Annotated in this window: 16 protein-coding genes and 2 riboswitches; of the genes, 10 read left to right on the top strand and 6 right to left on the bottom strand. The window is 51.3% G+C overall.

What is annotated here, in order from left to right; all coding sequences use genetic code 11:
* Window positions 1-84: 84 nt before the first annotated feature.
* From MUG84_RS07825 to mgrA, 3 genes are all read left to right on the top strand, one after another.
* Window positions 85-747 carry a bifunctional 2-keto-4-hydroxyglutarate aldolase/2-keto-3-deoxy-6-phosphogluconate aldolase gene (locus tag MUG84_RS07825; protein WP_244722991.1) on the top strand — a complete coding sequence of 221 codons (663 nt, stop codon included), beginning with the start codon at window positions 85-87 and terminating at the stop codon, window positions 745-747.
* A gap of 190 nt (window positions 748-937) precedes the next feature.
* Window positions 938-1,684, top strand: a complete 747-nt coding sequence (locus tag MUG84_RS07820) for an NAD-dependent protein deacylase (RefSeq protein ID WP_244722988.1) — start codon at window positions 938-940, stop codon at window positions 1,682-1,684.
* Between the two features lie 114 nt (window positions 1,685-1,798).
* Entirely contained in the window at window positions 1,799-2,803 is a 1,005-nt protein-coding gene (gene mgrA, locus MUG84_RS07815) for an L-glyceraldehyde 3-phosphate reductase (protein ID WP_244722983.1), read from the top strand.
* An 89-nt stretch (window positions 2,804-2,892) separates the two neighbouring features.
* On the opposite strand, the gene MUG84_RS07810 is transcribed toward mgrA, so the two are convergent.
* Window positions 2,893-3,774 carry an AraC family transcriptional regulator gene (locus MUG84_RS07810; protein ID WP_244722980.1) on the bottom strand — a complete coding sequence of 294 codons (882 nt, stop codon included), beginning with the start codon at window positions 3,772-3,774 and terminating at the stop codon, window positions 2,893-2,895.
* 263 nt (window positions 3,775-4,037) lie between these two features.
* Here MUG84_RS07810 and MUG84_RS07805 point away from each other — a divergent pair, with 263 nt between their 5' ends.
* From MUG84_RS07805 to MUG84_RS07790, 4 genes are all read left to right on the top strand, one after another.
* Window positions 4,038-5,216, top strand: a complete 1,179-nt coding sequence (locus MUG84_RS07805; protein WP_244722977.1) for a galactokinase — start codon at window positions 4,038-4,040, stop codon at window positions 5,214-5,216.
* Window position 5,217: 1 nt separating this feature from the next.
* The gene (galE, locus tag MUG84_RS07800; protein WP_244722974.1) at window positions 5,218-6,207 is read left to right on the top strand and encodes a UDP-glucose 4-epimerase GalE; all 990 of its coding nucleotides are present in this window, start codon (window positions 5,218-5,220) and stop codon (window positions 6,205-6,207) included.
* The gene (locus MUG84_RS07795; protein ID WP_425313173.1) at window positions 6,188-7,828 is read left to right on the top strand and encodes a UDP-glucose--hexose-1-phosphate uridylyltransferase; all 1,641 of its coding nucleotides are present in this window, start codon (window positions 6,188-6,190) and stop codon (window positions 7,826-7,828) included. Before galE ends, MUG84_RS07795 begins: the two co-directional genes overlap by 20 nt.
* Window positions 7,829-7,963: 135 nt before the next feature.
* Window positions 7,964-9,127: an iron-containing alcohol dehydrogenase gene (locus MUG84_RS07790; protein WP_244722968.1), complete on the top strand. Its 1,164-nt coding sequence runs from the start codon at window positions 7,964-7,966 to the stop codon at window positions 9,125-9,127.
* Window positions 9,128-9,181: 54 nt separating this feature from the next.
* Here MUG84_RS07790 and MUG84_RS07785 read toward each other — a convergent pair whose 3' ends face one another.
* Both MUG84_RS07785 and MUG84_RS07780 read right to left on the bottom strand, forming a co-directional pair.
* A complete protein-coding gene (locus MUG84_RS07785) occupies window positions 9,182-10,144 on the bottom strand; it encodes a DUF4871 domain-containing protein (RefSeq protein ID WP_244722965.1) in 963 nt (320 codons plus the stop codon).
* A complete protein-coding gene (locus tag MUG84_RS07780) occupies window positions 10,131-10,676 on the bottom strand; it encodes an RNA polymerase sigma factor (RefSeq protein WP_244722962.1) in 546 nt (181 codons plus the stop codon). The genes MUG84_RS07785 and MUG84_RS07780 overlap by 14 nt, the downstream gene beginning before the upstream one ends.
* 170 nt (window positions 10,677-10,846) lie before the next feature.
* Between MUG84_RS07780 and MUG84_RS07775 the strand changes: the two genes are divergently transcribed.
* Both MUG84_RS07775 and MUG84_RS07770 read left to right on the top strand, forming a co-directional pair.
* Complete coding sequence (locus tag MUG84_RS07775) at window positions 10,847-11,383, top strand: NfeD family membrane protein (RefSeq protein WP_244722959.1); 537 nt, start codon at window positions 10,847-10,849, stop codon at window positions 11,381-11,383.
* Complete coding sequence (locus MUG84_RS07770) at window positions 11,383-12,909, top strand: flotillin lipid rafts scaffold protein FloT (RefSeq protein WP_425313172.1); 1,527 nt, start codon at window positions 11,383-11,385, stop codon at window positions 12,907-12,909. Before MUG84_RS07775 ends, MUG84_RS07770 begins: the two co-directional genes overlap by 1 nt.
* Window positions 12,910-13,163: 254 nt before the next feature.
* On the opposite strand, the gene gcvPB is transcribed toward MUG84_RS07770, so the two are convergent.
* The 3 genes from gcvPB to gcvT are packed head-to-tail and all read right to left on the bottom strand — an operon-like array spanning window position 13,164 to window position 17,088.
* Window positions 13,164-14,621 (bottom strand): aminomethyl-transferring glycine dehydrogenase subunit GcvPB, encoded by a 1,458-nt coding sequence (gcvPB, locus tag MUG84_RS07765; protein ID WP_244722958.1) that lies wholly within the window; start codon window positions 14,619-14,621, stop codon window positions 13,164-13,166.
* Complete coding sequence (gene gcvPA / locus MUG84_RS07760) at window positions 14,618-15,970, bottom strand: aminomethyl-transferring glycine dehydrogenase subunit GcvPA (protein WP_244722957.1); 1,353 nt, start codon at window positions 15,968-15,970, stop codon at window positions 14,618-14,620. The genes gcvPB and gcvPA overlap by 4 nt, the downstream gene beginning before the upstream one ends.
* Window positions 15,967-17,088, bottom strand: a complete 1,122-nt coding sequence (gene gcvT, locus MUG84_RS07755) for a glycine cleavage system aminomethyltransferase GcvT (protein ID WP_244722956.1) — start codon at window positions 17,086-17,088, stop codon at window positions 15,967-15,969. Before gcvT ends, gcvPA begins: the two co-directional genes overlap by 4 nt.
* 91 nt (window positions 17,089-17,179) lie before the next feature.
* A riboswitch (glycine riboswitch) is annotated at window positions 17,180-17,312 on the bottom strand.
* A gap of 3 nt (window positions 17,313-17,315) precedes the next feature.
* Window positions 17,316-17,414: riboswitch (glycine riboswitch) on the bottom strand.
* A gap of 216 nt (window positions 17,415-17,630) precedes the next feature.
* Between gcvT and MUG84_RS07750 the strand changes: the two genes are divergently transcribed.
* Window positions 17,631-18,467: an ROK family protein gene (locus tag MUG84_RS07750; protein WP_244722955.1), complete on the top strand. Its 837-nt coding sequence runs from the start codon at window positions 17,631-17,633 to the stop codon at window positions 18,465-18,467.
* Window positions 18,468-18,544 lie beyond the last annotated feature (77 nt).

Raw genomic sequence — 18,544 nt, 5'->3', positions numbered from 1 at the left:
ATTACTTACTTTATTGTCCACTTATGTAATTTATAGACATTATAACAAGATTTCCATATAATGAGTGAAAAGGAGCAGGTTATTGTGAAAAAACTCCAGGTCATACAGAAGATTATCGATAACGGTGTGGTGGCTGTTCTGCGCGGAGATTCCGCGGATCAGGTTTTTGCCATGGCTGAAGCGGCTATCGCCGGAGGGATTAAGGTCATTGAGGTCACTTTGACGGTACCGGGTGCGCTGCAGGCGATTGAGAAGCTGAGCCGCATGTACAGCTGGAAAGCGGAAGATCCTGATAAATTTGCTGTCATCGGCGCTGGTACTGTTCTTGAACCACAGACGGCGCGAGCAGCGATCATGTCGGGCGCCGAATTCGTGGTAGGGCCATCGCTTAATCCGGAAACCGTTAAAATATGCAATTTATACCGTATACCTATTATGCCGGGCGTGATGACCATTGCTGAGGTGCAGCATGCCTTGGAGCTTGGCGTCGATATCGTTAAACTGTTCCCGGGCAACTTATATGAACCGGGCATTATCAAGACGATGAAGGGACCTATGCCGCAGGCAAATTTTATGCCGACAGGCGGAGTGTCCCTGGCGAATCTGAAAGACTGGATCCAGGGCGGGGCCGTTGCCGTCGGCATTGGTTCAGACCTAACCAACGAAGCCGTGAAGACGGGCAACATGGACTTGGTGCGTCAGAAGTCGGAGCAGTACATGCAAGCTTACCGCGACGCCAAAAAATAGGATTGTGCAAAAGCCCCAGTAGGGCTGAAAAACGGCGGTTCAGGAGTACCTGAGCGGCTTGCCCGAGGCAGCCTGCCATCCCAACCGGGAGGCGGGCTGATCACGTATCTAAATCTTTTTCAGATATTCAGAAGCACGAATTTACATGATATATTTATGGGAACAACCCAAACCTATGTGGAGGTGATAAATGGTGCAAAAGATTGAAACATTGGCTTCTTGGATTGAGCAGAGTAAAACAATCGTCTTTTTTGGAGGAGCCGGTACCTCTACAGAGAGCGGTATTCCCGATTTCCGCTCTGCCGCAGGCTTGTATCAGACCGAGCAGCATTCTCCTTATCCGCCTGAAATAATGCTCAGCCGCTCCTTTTTCGTGAAAATGCCCGATATATTTTTTGATTTTTACCGCAGCAAAATGCTTCATCCGGATGCCAAGCCAAATGGCTGTCACCGGCTTCTGGCAAAGCTCGAGGAGCAGGGAAAGCTGAAGGCTGTGGTGACGCAAAATATTGATGGATTGCATCAAAAGGCGGGGAGCAAGGAAGTTCTGGAGCTGCACGGCTCCGTTCATCGCAATTACTGTATGGGCTGCAGACGGTTCTTCGGACTTGAGCAGGTGATGGCGAGCAAGCATCTTGTACCACGCTGTCCTCACTGCCAGGGAATCATTAAACCGGATGTCGTTTTGTACGAGGAGGCGCTTGACCAGCAGGTTCTAATCAGCTCAATGGACGTGATCACGAATGCGGATCTGCTGCTTGTCGGCGGGACATCGCTGACGGTGCATCCGGCGGCAGAGCTCGTATCGTATTTTGAAGGAACCCGCTCGGTGCTGCTCAATATGGATCCGACACCTTATGACCAGAGGGCCAGTCTGATTATCAATGACAAGATCGGGGAAGTCATGGATCAGGTGGGCGCGCTTCTGGGACTTTGAGGATTTGAGGCATAGGAAGATAAACGGCACATCATCGTTTTTTGCCAAACGCATCGCGAAAGAGATATGATACTTATTAAGCAATATTACCTTAACATAGAAAGGCGGATTGCAATGGCATATACACCAAGCGAATCACGTTACGCAGAAATGGTATACAACCGCTGCGGCCGGTCAGGCCTCAAGCTTCCGGCTATATCTCTTGGACTTTGGCATAATTTTGGAGGCGTGAATACGTTAGAGAATGCCCGCAGCATGGTCACACGCGCGTTTGACCTGGGGATTACACATTTTGACTTGGCAAACAATTACGGACCGCCGCCCGGCTCTGCTGAGGAAACCTTCGGCAAGATTCTGGAGCAGGATCTGAAGAGCCACCGTGATGAGCTGATCATCTCCTCCAAGGCAGGATATTACATGTGGCCAGGCCCTTACGGCGAGTGGGGATCCCGAAAATATCTGATCTCAAGTCTGGATCAAAGCTTGAAGCGGATGGGGCTGGATTACGTGGATATTTTCTATTCCCACCGTTTTGATCCGAATACCCCGCTCGAAGAGACGATGATGGCACTGGATCACATCGTGCGTTCAGGCAAAGCGCTCTACATTGGTATTTCCAGCTACTCAGCCGAGCAGACGGCAGAAGCCATTTCCATTCTGAAATCATTAGGTACGCCACTGCTGATTCATCAGCCAAGCTATTCCATGCTGAACCGCTGGATCGAAAACGGACTGCAGGATGTGCTGGAAGAGAATGGCGTGGGCAGCATCGCCTTTACGCCTCTTCAGCAAGGACTGCTTACCAATAAATATTTGAACGGGGTTCCGGAGGATTCCCGGGCAGCGAGCTCATCGATGTCCTTGAATGCCAATGACATTACGCCTGAAGCAATTCGTAAAATCCGTGCGCTGAACCAGCTTGCGGCAGCACGAGGTCAAAGCCTGGCGCAGCTAGCTCTGGCTTGGGTACTTCGCGGCGGCAAAGTCACGTCAGCTTTGATTGGCGCGAGCCGCGTGAGTCAGATTGAAGATAACATCGCTGCGCTGAAGAACCTAGAGTTCAGCAATGAGGAACTGGATCGCATTGAAGCGATTCTGAAAACGGAAAACGAGTCATAAATATCCAGATCATCATTTTGTACTAATAAGCCCGCTCGCTCCTTATGGAGTGCAGCGGGCTTATTTTTTGCAAAAGTAGATTTACAGTTCTAATAGAGGCAGTCATGCAGAGAGGACGGCGTAGAAGCAACAAGCGTGCGGTAATGGCTTGGCGATTGGCCGCACAGCCGCTTGAACTGTCGCGAGAAATACAGCGGATCTGTTAATCCGACGGATGCGGCAACCTGTTCAATGGACAACTCGGGACGTTCCCTGAGCAGCTGGCGCGACTTGTCGATTCGCAGCTTGAGCAGGTAGGTAACGGGAGACATGCCGGTTTCTTTTTTGAAAATACGGGACAGGTAAGCGCGGTTGTAACCCAGACTCTCACACATCTGTTCAATCGAAACGGGATGCGCGTATTGGGCGGACATATAATGAATCATTTGTTTGACGGTCCGCTGAACCTGGGATTCGGTTCCCGTCAGGCGGATTTCACTCGTTAGGATCTCCCGGGCCTCGGAAAAGATAAGATAGAGATAACCAAGTGCCGCCATATCCGCACTTTCCTTTTTACTGTAGAAGGCATCCGCGATCCGGTTGATGGAGGAAGGAATTAGGCTGCCGCTGCTCGTGAAGAGAACGGAGTGCCCGCCGGAGAAGCCGGCTGAGTCCACAAGCGCCTGCGCCTCGCTCCCGGAAAAAGCCGTCCACCGGTAGCGCCAGGGCTCGTTTGCATCCGAAGCATAGCTGACAAGCCGACCCGGATGAATCAGAAAGCAGCTCCCTTTTCCAAGCTCATAGGTATGCTCCTCCGAGCGGAACAGACCCTTACCGCTTTCCACGTAGTGAAGCAGATAGTAGTCATATATTTTCGGCCCGACGATATGAAGAGGCTTGGTCTGGCTTTCGCCGGCAAACAGCACATGGAGCGGGCTTTTGTCATGGTACACGGGATTGGAGGCTACACTGTAGCTTTCTTGAACGGCCATAAAAAGGACTCCTTTTAGGTTCAGCTAGATAAATTGAACTAAAGAATAGGTACCCATCTCTTTGATTTAACAGCAATCAAGAAGATGGAGAATTAAACTTTAGTTCAATTTATATAGATAAAGATAAGTAAATGATAATGCCATTATATTCTCCAAAGTCACATAAATCCATATAGAGCAAACATAATTGCATTAACGAAAGGCAGTTCTGTTTTTATAATGATCTTAGAAAGTAACCATAAGGAAAGGATGGTGCATTGCAAATGAAAATAGAATCGCTAAAAAAACTGTTTATCAAAAAGTATGGCGACAGTGAGCACGACCTGAAGGTATTCCTCGCACCGGGACGTGTAAACCTGATCGGGGAGCATATTGACTATAACGGAGGCTATGTTCTCCCTGCAGCCCTGGAATTTGGAACGACACTGCTGGTCCGCCAGCGTGATGATGACAAGATCCGTCTCGCGACGACCAATTTTCCATATGAAAAGGAGTTCAGCCTGAAGGAGATCGGTGAAGAAAAGACAGGCGAATGGGTGGATTACGCGGTTGGCGTGATGGTTGAAAATAAGAAATCCGGATGTCCGGTCACGAAGGGCTACGATCTACTCTATCATGGCGAGATTCCGAATGGTGCAGGTCTCTCGTCATCGGCGTCCATTGAAGTGGTAACAGCTTTTGCACTACAAACGTTGGAAGGCTGCGAAACGGACACCGTGAAAATCGCGCTGCTTGCGCAGCGGGCTGAGAACCAGTATGTTGGCGTGAACTGCGGCATAATGGACCAGTTTGCCGTGGCGAACGGCAAGCAGGATCATGCGATTCTGCTGATGTGTGATACGCTTGAATATTCGCATGTTCCGTTCCGTACAGGAGCATATAAAATCATCATCGGAAATACCAACAAGCGCAGAGGTTTGGTGGATTCGGCTTACAATGAGCGCAGACAGCAGTGCGAAACGGCTTTGGAAATTCTGAAGAAAGAAACTCCTGATCTGAACTATTTGGCGCAGCTGAAGCCGGACCAGTTCGAGAAGCTTGCAAATCATCTTGTGGATGAAACGGTCAGACGGCGCGCGCTGCATGTCGTTGAGGAGAACCAGCGTGTGCTGGATTCCGTCGAAGGTCTGAAAAATAATGACCTGGAGCAGTTCGGCAAGCTGATGAACGAGTCGCATGAATCTCTGCGGTATCTGTACGAGGTTAGCTGCAACGAGCTTGATGTAATGGTTGAGGAAGCACGGCGCATTCCAGGAACGCTTGGAGCGCGTATGACCGGAGCGGGCTTCGGCGGCTGCACGGTATCCCTGGTTCATGAGGACTCCGTAGAGCAGTTCGTGCAGCAGGTAGGCCAAGCTTATGAAGAGCGTACAGGTCTGAAGGCGGAATTCTATGTTTGTGGTACGGGTGACGGCGTAAAAGAACTGAAGGAGGACGAATAAGATGGCCATTCTGGTAACGGGCGGAGCGGGATATATCGGCTCCCATACGGTAGCGGCTCTTCTTGAGCGCGGCGAAGAGGTTGTAGTACTGGATAATCTGCAGACAGGACACCGCGGAGCGCTGCTCGGAGGCAAGCTTTATGAAGGCGATCTGAGAGACAAGGAGCTGCTGGCGAAGCTGTTTAGCGAAAACAGCATTGATGCGGTTATCCATTTTGCTGCCAATTCTCTTGTCGGTGAAAGTATGCAGAAGCCGGTAAAGTATTACGACAATAACGTGTTCGGCACGCTGTGCCTACTAGAAGCGATGGATGCGGCAAACGTCCGCAGGATTGTATTTTCCTCTACGGCGGCAACCTATGGGGAACCGGAACGCGTGCCAATCATAGAGAGCGACCGTACGCAGCCGACCAACGTCTACGGCGAAACCAAGCTGATGATGGAACGGATGATGTCCTGGTTTGATCAGGTCCTTGGCATCAAATATGTGGCACTTCGTTATTTCAACGCGGCCGGCGCCCATGACAGCGGCAAAATCGGTGAGGACCACCGTCCGGAAAGTCACCTGATTCCGCTTGTGCTGCAAACCGCGCTGAAGCAGCGCGAAAGCATTGCGGTATTCGGCGACGATTATCCGACGGAAGACGGCACCTGCGTCCGTGACTATATCCATGTGAGCGATTTGGCTGACGCCCATCTGCGTTCCGTTGATTACCTGCGCAAGGGTGAGAGCAGCAACGTATTCAACCTTGGCATCGGCGAAGGCTTTTCGGTCAACGAAGTGATTGAAACAGCGAAAAAGGTCACAGGTCTGGATATTCCGGTGGTGATGCAGGCACGCCGTGCTGGCGATCCGGCAGTCTTGGTCGCTTCTTCGCAGAAGGCCAGAGAGGTGCTGGGCTGGAATCCTTCCCGTGATAAGCTAGAGGACATCATTCAGAGCGCTTGGAGCTGGCATCAGAGCCATCCGCATGGCTACGGCGAAGAATAAGGGGGAAGTACACTTGGACGCATCTAATGCAGCGAGAACAGCAGAACAGAATGAAGCTCTTCAAGCGATTGAACGCCTGGTTCGATTTGCGCTAGAGCGCAGGCTGATCGAGCCGCTGGACGAAGATTACAGCCGCAACCTGCTGTTGGAGCTTTTCAGCTTCAGCGAGCCTTATCTAGGTGATGAGGAACTGGAGGCGCTTGATGGGCCACAGCCCGCTCTAGACGTGTTGATTGATTATGGCTTCAGCATCGGTCTGATTCCGGAAAATACAGATACCTACCGTGACCTTTTGGATGCGAAGATTATGGGCAATCTGATGGCCCGCCCTTCAGAAGTGATCCGGGAGTTCAACAGTCTGAAAGAAGATCAGGGCATGGAAGCGGCGACAGACCGGTTCTATCAGCTATCCATCGATACCAATTACATCCGCATGGATCGCGTGAACAAAAACGTATATTGGGAGCATGAATCCGAGTACGGCACCATTGAAATGACGATTAATTTATCCAAGCCGGAAAAAAGCCCGAAGGAGATCGCCATGGCGAAGCTGCTGCCGCCTCCGGTCTATCCGAAGTGCCTGCTGTGCCGGGAAAACGTTGGTTATGCCGGTCGGATAAATCATCCCGCTCGCCAGAACCTTCGCGTCATTCCGCTTGCCTTGAACGGTGAGCCGTGGTTTTTCCAATACTCACCTTACGTGTATTACAATGAGCACTGCATTGTGTTCCATCATGACCATGTGCCGATGAAGTTGACGAAAGACAGCTTGCGGCGCCTGCTAGCTTTCGTGGAGCTTTATCCTCATTATTTTATCGGTTCCAATGCCGATCTTCCGATCGTAGGCGGTTCGATTCTGACGCATGACCATTTTCAAGGAGGACGGCATACCTTTCCGATTCAAAATGCGCCGAAGGAAGCGGTATTCAGCCATCCGGACTTTGCTGGTGCAACCGTCAGTATCGTAAAATGGCCGATGTCCGTGCTCCGTTTAACCGGAAAAGATAGCGATGTGCTGCTGGAACTGGCCGATATGATCTACGAATCATGGAAGCAGTACAGCGATCCAACAGCAGATATTGCGGCATTCAGTGAGGAGAACGGGGAAAAGGTGCCGCATAACACGGTAACGCCGATCGTGCACCGGACGCCGGATGGAAGCTACGAGATGGATCTGGTGCTTCGCAACAACCGTACCAGTGAGGAATATCCCGCAGGTATTTTCCACCCGCATGAAGAGATGCATCACATCAAAAAGGAAAATATCGGTCTGATCGAAGTAATGGGGCTTGCCATTTTACCGGGCAGACTGAAAGAAGAGCTGGATCTGACAGCTGAGATTCTTGCAGGGGATAAAGGTCTTTATGACGGCCTGATGCAGCAGGAGGACCATGTTTTGAAGCAGCATAAACCATGGATTGAGCAGCTGGTAGCCAAGCACGGAACGAACCTCAGCAAAGAGGATGCCTGGAAGCTTGTCCAGACTGAAGTGGGAAGCATTTTTGTTGAGATACTCGGTCATGCCGGTGTTTATAAAAGAACCGAAGCGGGTAAAGAAGCCTTCCGGCGTTTCGTCTCGCATATCGGCTGCATCCCTACTCATGAAATGATTTCACGATAAGGCATTTTGTGAGGCTTTATTCAAGCAAACCGCTTATTTCCCTGTATTCGGGGAAGGGCGGTTTGTTTCTTGTTCAGGCAGAGGGTTATAATATATTGGCAACATCATTTTTTGGAAGACGGAGGCGATTTGGAAGTGAATTCTTTTGAATTTTATAACCCAACCAAGCTGATCTTTGGCAAAGGCAAGCTTGATACATTAAAAACTGAAGTACCGAAGTATGGCAAAAACGTTCTGCTGGTGTACGGCGGCGGCAGCATCAAACGCAGCGGCTTGTACGAGAGTGTAAACAGCCTGCTAAAGGAAATCGGCGCTGAGGTGACCGAGTTGAGCGGCGTTGAGCCGAATCCGCGTTTGTCAACGGTACATAAGGGCGTAGACCTGTGCCGCGAAAAGAACATCGATCTTATTCTCGCCGTTGGCGGCGGTAGCGTCATTGACTGCGCGAAGGCGATTTCCGTAGGCGCCAAATACGACGGGGATATGTGGGATTTTGTAGAGCGCAAAGCGGCTCCGAAGGATGCACTCCCACTTGGTACCGTGCTGACGATCGCTGCAACCGGCTCCGAAATGAACGGCGGCTCGGTTATTACGAACGAGAAGACCCAGGAGAAAATGGGCTGGGGAAGTCCACACGCTTACCCTGCGTTTTCCATTTTGGATCCGGTGAATACATTTACCCTGCCTAAAGACCAAACGGTCTATGGTATGGTGGACATGATGTCCCACGTGCTGGAGCATTATTTCCATACCGAAGAGAACACGCCGGTGCAGGACGGTTTCTGCGAAACGATCCTTCGCACCGTTATTGAGACAGCACCGCGCCTCATTAATGACCTGCAGAATTACGAGGACCGCTCGACTATTATGTACTGCGGTACGATGGCGCTGAACGGTATGTTGAACATGGGTTATGCCGGAGATTGGGCTACCCACAATATCGAGCATGCCGTATCGGCCGTATACGATATCCCACATGGCGGTGGCCTCGCGATCCTGTTCCCGAACTGGATGAAATACAATCTGCATACGGATCCCGAACGGTTCAAAAAGCTTGCCGTGAACGTATTCCATATTGATCCGGCTGGCAAATCCGCTGAGCAGGTGGGCGAAGAAGGGATTCAGGCTCTGCGTGACTTCTGGAGCTCTATCGGCGCACCAAGCCGCCTCGCGGACTATGACATCGACGACAGCCAAATCGACGTTATGGCCGAGAAGACCGTCCGCTTCGGACCATTCGGCAATTTCAGAAAGTTGAATAAAGAAGACGTAGTAGAGATTTATAAAATGTCTTTGTAATCCGTGCGAAAAAAGGGCCTTCCGGTTGGAAGGTCCTTTCTTAATGTTTGTCGGTTACGGCATCTCTTCGCTTCCGGGTTCTTTAACTTTAACCACTATACTGTCAAAAAACTTATTATCCACATAAATCATCAATCTCCAGAGTCCTGATTCAGGCAGCTCCATGAGGCTTGGCAGCGTTTGATGCTCTTGACTACCGGAGAGTTCGGTGTCGAGTATGGTGAGGACTTGAGTGGAATTCTTTTTGACAGCTTTGACGACCAGCCGTCCGGACAATTCCTTTGTATCCCATAGGTGCCATAAAAATTTATTACCGCTCCCTGCTGTAAAACCGCTTGAGACAAAACCGCTCCTGCCCCTGTTTCCAGTTAGTGTGGATGAGTCATATTCAAATTGCGGGCTTGGCTGCCAATCGGAATCGGGAACCTCGAAAACCGTATCTCCAATTTTCATCCCATCGATACAAACATCAAACTTCCAGGTCCCCGGAAAAGGAAGCGCAAAATCGGAAGAAACACGGATGAAATCAGCGTAGATCATACTTTGGTCTATGGGGGTTTCCTGAAGCTCGATTATTGTTGTTCCGCTTTGGCGATGGGTAGCTGTAATCTGAATCGTGGAATTTTGCAGCTGCTCATAAGGCTCGTGAATATTCCACCAGCTTCCAGATCGCTTACCGGCATGGTAATCACCTCCAGGATAAGTCTCGAGGAGGATGGCAGACCCCTGCTTGTAAACGGAATGGGGAAGCCAATCCTGCTCCTTGCTGACAGGAATGCCGACCCAACCCGCGAGCTTACTGGCGGCTGGCAGCATTCCATACATAAACAGCAGTACGAAGGCGAGAGCCACGGAGCATGCTGCGGTGAGCAGTATGAATCGGCTTAAGGTGCTGCTCCTTTGTTTTTTTGAAGCAAGCTGATGACGAACCCGCATCTCCATTTCAGGCGTAAACATGTTCCGGCCAAAAGGAGGATGTTTCAATTCCTCATACCATTCCGGTCTAGTGCTCTTCATGGCCGAGATCTCCTTTCATTGCTTTCTCCATTCGTTTTCTTGCCCGGTGTATCCGGGATTTGACTGTTCCCTCGGCAATCCCGAGAAGGCTGGCAATGTCGCTGTATTCGAGCTCGTAATGCGCCTCGAGCACAAGTACCTCACGGTATTTGGCTGGTAGCCGCAGCACATGGCTCCAGATGCTTTCCGTTTGCAGGCGGTCCAAATATTCGCTTTCGGCCGAGCTTGCACCGCCACGATCCTCAATGCGGTCCAGGAGTACAATCTTTCTTACGGCATGAGATCTCAGCCAATTTCGAGCCAGGTTGCGCGTGATGGCTAGCAGCCAGGTTTTCGGAGAGCTTCGCCCCTCGAACCTCCTCCAGTGCTTGAAGGCTTTCAGGAATACTTCCTGCGAAATATCATCAGCCGCTTCTTTGTTCCTCGTAATTAAAAAGGCAAAGTTCCACACATCCTGCGAATAATCCCGCATCAGGTCCTGCAGTGCGTCATAAGGATCATCAGAGATCATCACACCGCCGATGCTTTCCATACGTATCCCCCTCCTATTGAAGTAGACAATCGAACCGCGATAAAGTTCCATTTTATTACCATCAATCCTTACCAAGATCTTATCAAGAAGGAAATATTTGAAACAAGATTGAACCTTAATACGTATATCCTTATATAGACAGTTAGGAACATATTTAGGAGGATGCTACCATGGAAACGATTTTTTGGAGCTGTCTTGCAGGCGGAATCCTATTTGCGGTGGTTAGCGTGATATTAGGAGACCTGGTCAGCCACGCCCTAGACGGGCTGCTCGACTTTTTATCGGTCGATTTTCTAAAGCCGATGGTCATCGCAAGTGCGGTAACGGTGTTTGGCGGAGCGGGCATTTTATTGACCCATTATACGGGGTGGGGCAGCGCTGTAGTAGTACTGCTGTCGGTGGCAATTGCTATAGCGATATCGGCGCTTGTTTATTTATTTTATGTCAAGCCCATGGACAACAGCGAAAATTCCACCGGGTATTCCGTCCGCGAGCTTTCTGGCCGCATTGGCGAGGTCACCATACCGATTCCCGAAACGGGCTTCGGGGAGGTCATGATCAAGCTAGGCGCCGGAAATACGCTTCATATCGCTTCAAGCCTTGAGCGTCGCCAGCTGTCTGCCGGTACACGGGTCGTCGTCGTTGATGTGCTTGACGGGGTGCTGCGTGTCACCAAATTAGATGAGAGAAGAGGAGATGTTGTTTGATGGATTTGCCTGAATACATGCTCATCCCAATCATTGTCGTAGGGGTTATCATTGTTTTGGGTTTGGCTTTCTGGGCCCGCTACAAGACGGTAGGACCGGATGAAGCTATGATCGTGACAGGTTCCTTTTTGGGGAGCAAGAATATTTCAGAGGATGATTCAGGGCGCAAAATCAAAATTGTCCGTGGGGGCGGCGCATTTATTTTGCCGGTCTTTCAGCAGTCAGAGTTCATCTCGCTGCTCTCTCATAAACTGGACGTCTCGACGCCGGAGGTTTACACCGAGCAGGGAGTACCGGTTATAGCGGACGGCGTAGCGATCATCAAGGTCGGAGGGTCGATTGAAGACGTAGCGACAGCAGCGGAACAGTTTATCGGCAAGCCGATCGAGGCGCTGAAGGGGGAAGCCCAGGAGGTGCTTGAGGGCCATCTGCGTGCAATTCTAGGATCCATGACCGTGGAGGAAGTATACCGGAACCGCGATAAGTTCGCGCAGGAGGTACAAGGCGTTGCGGCACGCGACCTGAAAAAAATGGGTCTGCAGATCGTCTCCTTTACGATCAAGGATGTGCGCGATAAACAAGGATATCTGGATGCGCTCGGTAAACCGCGGATTGCAGCGGTGAAACGCGATGCTGAAATTGCGGAAGCCGAAGCGATGCGCGACGCACGGATTCAGAAGGCGAATGCAGAAGAACAGGGTCAGAAAGCGGAGTTGCTGCGCGATACCAATATCGCCGAAGCATCGAAGGAGAAAGAGCTGAAGGTTGCATCCTTTAAGAAGGATCAGGACACAGCGAAGGCGGAAGCCGACCAAGCTTATCATATCCAGGAAGCACGTGCGAAGCAGACGATGGTTGAAGAGCAGATGAAGGTCGAATTGGTCCGCAAGGAACGCGAAATCGATCTGCAGGAAAAAGAAATCATGGTTCGTCAAAAGCAGTACGACGCGGAAGTGAAGAAGAAAGCGGATGCCGACCGTTATGCCGTCGAACAGGCGGCGGAGGCGGACAAAGCGCGTAAAATGCGCGAGGCTGATGCGCTGCAGTATTCCATTGAGACACAGGCGAAAGCCTCTGCGGAGCAGAAACGTCTGGAAGGCCAGGCGATTGCCGATGCGGAGCGAGCTAAAGGTACGGCGGAAGCGGAAGTCATCCGACTGCGCGGTTTGGCGGAAGCCGAAGCGAAGGAAAAGCTCGCGGAAGCATTCCAGAAATTCGGCGAAGCGGCTGTACTCGATATTATCGTCAAGATGCTGCCTGAGCTTGCAGGGAAAATCGCACAGCCGATCTCCTCGATCGACAAGCTTACGGTCGTGGATACAGGGAAAGGCGAAGGCGCAGCCCGCGTCAGCAACTATGTGACCGAACTGATGTCTACCGCACCTGAAATGCTGAAAAATGTGTCTGGCATTGATCTTGAAGGCCTGATCAAGAACCTGACAGGAAAATCCAAGCCTGCTCCGGCCGTTGCCCAGCATGCGCCACATGAGCTGGTTAGTCTAGAAGCGGGAGCCACGCAGGAATAATTTCCGGCATGGAAACTTGAAGCTGATCAATCAATAGAGAAGGCATGGGAGGGGCCAAAAAGGGGTACCCGTCCCATACCTTTCCTCAGAAACTAAAAGGCTTCTCCAATTTCGTTTTATCAAACGTTATATGAAGTAGAAAAGGGCTTGTCCTCCAAGCGTTCGCTTGGAATGAGACAATCCCCAATGAAGCGAAAGGACCTCAAATCCCACTGCCAAGTGGGAATGAGGTCCTTTTTTTCAACATCGCGTTCTCAACTGCAGGCGCAGTTCAGAACCGGCTTGCGCGCGGCCGTCGTTTCATCAAGGCGGGTGACCGGCGTGTCGTAAGGAGCGTTCAGCAGCAGCTCAGGCTGCTCCTCGGCTTCCTTGGCGATTTGAATCATCGTATCGATAAACGCGTCCAGCGTATCTTTGCTTTCAGTTTCGGTTGGCTCGATCATGATGCACTCTTCCACGTTAAGTGGGAAGTAGATAGTTGGCGGATGGTACCCGAAATCAAGCAGCCGCTTGGCCACGTCCAAGGTACGTACGCCGTATTTTTTGAGTGGCGTGCCAGACATAACAAATTCATGCTTGCAGATGCCAGGATACGGTATATCGAAGTAAGGCTCAAGACGTTTCATCATATAGTTGGCGTTCAGCACGGCGCATTCGGACACGCGGCGCAGACCTTCTGGACCGTAGCTGCGCATATACGTGTACGCGCGCACCAGGATACCGAAATTACCGTAGTAGGCTTTCACGCGGCCGATCGATTGCTCGTTTTCGCCTTCAAGGGTAAATGCCCCATCTTCGGTTTTCGAGACGAATGGGCGTGGAAGGAACGGTACAAGCAGGCTTTTCACGCCAACTGGACCGGCTCCTGGACCGCCGCCGCCATGCGGCGTACTCATCGTTTTATGCAGGTTCAGGTGCACCACGTCAAAACCCATGTCTCCCGGACGGGTGATGCCCATAATTGCGTTGGAATTCGCTCCATCGTAATACAGTAGTCCACCGGCTTCATGGACAATTGCCGCAATCTCCTGGATTTGCTCCTCGAACAGGCCAAGCGTGTTCGGGTTGGTCAGCATTAGAGCCGCCGTGTCGCTGCCGACAGCTGCACGAAGCGCATCCAGATCGACAAGTCCTTTGTCCGTGGACGGAATGGTGATGGTTGTCAGGCCGGCAACAGAAGCACTCGCCGGATTGGTACCATGCGAAGAATCCGGCACGATGACCTTGTCGCGCTGCTCGCCGCGGCTTTCGTGGTAGGCGCGGATCATCATCAGACCGGTCCATTCGCCATGGGCACCGGCGGCAGGCTGCAGCGTAATGGCATCCATGCCCGTGAGCCCGGCAAGATCCAGCTGCAGCTGATATAGCAGCTCCAGGGCGCCTTGAATACTTTCTTCAGGCTGGTAAGGATGGATTTTGGAAAATCCCGCATAGCGGGCCACATCTTCGTTAACCTTCGGATTATACTTCATCGTACAGGATCCAAGCGGATAAAATCCGTTGTCCACTCCAAAATTGCGGCGCGAAAGCTCGGTGTAATGACGGATGACGTCAACTTCATATACCTCAGGCAGAGCCGCAGGCTCGCTGCGCAGCATGGAGGTTGGAATTACGGATTCCGGTTCCAGGGCAGGCACGTCGAGTTCCGGCAATGAATAGGCGATGCGGCCGGGATGGCTCAGCTCAAATATCAATGCTTTTTCCTGTATCATAAACAGCCCTCCAGCAAGGATGCGAATTGATCAATCTGTTCTTTGGTTCTACGCTCCGTCACGGCAACCAGCATATGACCTTCAAGCTCAGGATAAGAACGGCTGAGGTCGTAGCCTCCAAGGAAACCTTCCTTCAGAAGCTTTGAGTTCACGTCGGAAACGGATACGCCATCCGGGAGCTTGATCACAAACTCGTTAAAGTATGGGGAGGTGTACGGCATTGTCACACCAGGGATGTCCGCGAGACGGCTTGCGGCATAAAGGCTTTTTTGCAGATTCAACTGGCCGACTTCGATCATGCCCTGTTTGCCCATCACGGACATATATACTGAAGCACAAAGTGCAAGCAGCGCCTGGTTCGAGCAGATATTGGAGGTCGCTTTCTCGCGGCGGATATGCTGCTCACGGGCCTGCAGTGTCAGTACAAAACCGCGTTTGCCGTTGCGGTCGACCGTCTGGCCGACAATCCGGCCTGGCATTCTGCGCATATGATCCTTGGACACGGCGAAGAATCCGCATGTCGGACCACCGAGGGAAGAGGCGATGCCAAGCGGCTGGGCGTCTCCGACTACGATGTCGGCGCCAAGCTTGCCAGGAGCTTCCAGAAGTCCAAGCGATATAGGATTGGTGCTTACGATCATGAGGCCTTTGTGGCCATGCACCAGTTCACCGATGGAAGCGAGATCTTCAATCGAGCCAAAAAAGTTCGGATTTTGCACCAACACGGCGGCGGTATCGTCGGAGACGGCTTTTGCAAGCTCCTCCATGTCCGTTACACCATTTTTGGTGCTGATCTCGACAATTTTAAGTCCTAGTCCATGCGCGTAGGTGTGAAGCACCTGTCTGGATTCCGGATGAACCGCGGTGGAAATCACAAGTTTATTGCGCTTGGTAGCGGCACTTGCCAGAGAACCGGCTTCAGCGAGGGCTGTGGCGCCGTCATACATACTGGCGTTGGCAACAGCCATACCTGTAAGCTCGCAAATGTAGGACTGGAATTCGAAAATGGCCTGCAGCTCGCCTTGGCTTACTTCAGGCTGGTATGGTGTATAAGCTGTGTAAAATTCCGATCTTGATACCACATGATTGATCACGGACGGTATATGGTGGTCATACAGGCCTGCACCGAGAAAACTCGGGTATTGGTCGGCATTGGCGTTTTTGGCGGCAAGCGCGGACAAATGACTTGTGAGGGCGTATTCGTCCAGAGCTTTGGAGACAGGCAGCTCACCCTTAAAACGGATTTCGTCTGGAATATCCTTAAACAGCTCCTCGATGGAGTTCAGTCCGACGGTGTTCAGCATATCCTGCTGATCCTGCTCGGTCATGGGCAGATAACGGTGCTTCACTGGGAGTCAGCTCCTTTTCGGGCTCGTTTGTAGAATGGTACACTTACAACTTCGGCTTTCAGACGTTTGCCGCGCACATCCACCTCAACCTGCATACCGATGGCGGCATGGCTGCTGTCAATCAAGGCAAGCCCGAGGTTACGCTTAAGTGTTGGGGATTGGGTACCGGTGGTGATTTCACCAATTTGCGTGTCGCCGGCATACACCGGATAATGCGAACGCGGGATGCCGCGGTCGATCATTTCCACGCCGACTAATTTTCGCGGAATACCGCTATTTTTCTGCTGCTGCAAAGCTTCTTTGCCGATAAAATCATCCGCCTGGTTCAGCTTCACGAAAAAGCCGATGCCGCCTTCCAGCGGGGAAATATCCTTGGACAGCTCTTGTCCATAGAGCGGCAGTTTGGCTTCGAAACGTAGTGTGTCACGGGCGCCGAGACCAGCAGGAAGAAGGCCGTGCGCGTCACCGTGCTCAAGCAATCCCTTCCATACGGCGGGAGCATCTGCTGCTGGCAGGTAAATTTCAAAGCCGTCTTCACCAGTGTAACCGGTGCGCGAGATTAGAACGGATGCGCCGAACAAAGATACATTTTGCAGGAAGTGAAACGCTCCGAGCTTGCTCAGATCAGCATCAACGAGGGGAGCGAGAATCTCCTCCGCTTTGGGCCCCTGCAGCGCCAGGAGAGCCATTTCGTCAGATTCGTTGGTCATCTGTACGCCATCCTGCAAATGCTGCTGCAGCCATTCCCAGTCCTTGTCGATGTTCGAAGCGTTGACGACCAGCATATAGGACTGCTCTTCGAGCTTGTAAACTAGCAGATCGTCCACCACGCCGCCGTCTGGATAACACATAGCACTGTACTGCGCCTGCCCAGGGACGAGAGTGGTTACATCGTTTACGGTCACATGCTGGATAAAGCTTTCGGCATTCGGGCCGCTCACCATAAATTCGCCCATATGGGACACATCGAACAGACCGGCCGCTTCGCGGACAGCCTCATGCTCTTTATGGATACCGCTGAACTGAACGGGAAGATCCCAACCGCCAAAATCGATGCAGCGCACGCCTGGAATTTCGGCATACAAAGGGTAAAGCGGGGTTCGTTTAAGCTCGGACACGTTAGTCACCTTCTCTTATATTATTTTCTTCACACAAAAAGGACAGGCAGAAGAACAAGCATACCGTTTTTACGGCATACTGATCTTCATGCTCTGTCCTTGGTACCTGAGAGTTACCTTGCTGATTACCGGGCCAATAAGGGTTAAAAAACGTTCACACCGCTTAGCACCGGTCAACAAATTTCCCCTTGGGTGATTCTTTCGCTTAAGAATTCTCTCCAGAGATGCGTCCGATAATGGTCCTTTTGCCTGAGAGATTCACCCCTTTGGAAGGGCTTACTCCTTCGGCGTCACTAAGAATCAGTAATCTCTCCCATTATCTTCATCCGCTATTGAATTGTCTTACTATCATTAATACTCAAAGGCCTAGAGAATGTCAATAAGATTATCATCAAGGCGTCTTGTTCCGTGGCAAGGAGGAATCTCACATAATGATGTGGATTCGCAACCTTTTTAGTGTACTGATTTTGATTTGGACTCGTTACAATATTTGTAAGGGTATTAATTTCAAGATTTATTTTTTTCCTAGGAGGGGGTCAGGTATGGAAAGAGTGGTCGGCGTCGATATTGGTTGTACGAAAATGTATCTCTACGCGCAGGTGAATGGGGAGCATGTGGAAAAAAAGGTGCCTACCGGGCTCGATTGCCCGCGGGAACAGCTGAAACATGACATCGATGCTTTTATTAAAAGCCTGCCGTTTGTGCCGGAAGGTATAGGCATGGCCGTGCCCGGTCTCGTTGAAGGTGATTATCGGGTGAAGTATTCGGATATCGGCTCGCTGAGCGGTATTACGACCGATTATTTTGGTGGCGGCAGATTTCCGGTTCGGTTCATCAATGATGTGAAGTCCGCAGCGGTTGCTGAAACCGTCAATTATAAGGACAAGGACACCATTGCGGTCATCATGGCCGGCTCGGGCATCGCTCTTGGCGTATATTCGAAGGGACGCATGATTACAGGTGCGCACGGGTTTGCCGGAGAATTGGGCTACTGCATGATGCAAACTGATAATGGGCCCAAAACGCTCGATAGTTTGACAGGCGGGATCGGTATTCTGAGGCAGGCAGGCTGCGGCATTGAGGAATTCCTGGAGCGGATCGCTGAGAACGACCCGGATACGGTGAAGCTGCTGGCACAAGCAGGAGAGCATTTCGGGCTGGCTTTGACGAACGTGATTCACCTGTTCAATCCGGACGTAATTGTGATCGGGGGCAGTACCGCCACTTATCCGGGTTATATGGAGCATGCGCTGGAGACGGCCCGAAAACATACCCTTCCAGATATGTTCAACCAATGCCTGATCGCCCCGGCAAAAGACAAAGAGCGCATCGTATCCCTCGGAGCCATCGAATACATACGTAGCGGCATGCAATTGTAGGTGTGAATTTGCATTTCTTGAACTGATTAATGTACACAACAGAGACAGAGCATGAAGATCCATACGTCTTAAGGACG

Source organism: Paenibacillus mangrovi, from assembly GCF_022898935.1.
Taxonomy (GTDB): domain Bacteria; phylum Bacillota; class Bacilli; order Paenibacillales; family Paenibacillaceae; genus Paenibacillus_AQ; species Paenibacillus_AQ mangrovi.
This window is presented reverse-complemented; position numbering and strand designations above follow the sequence as displayed.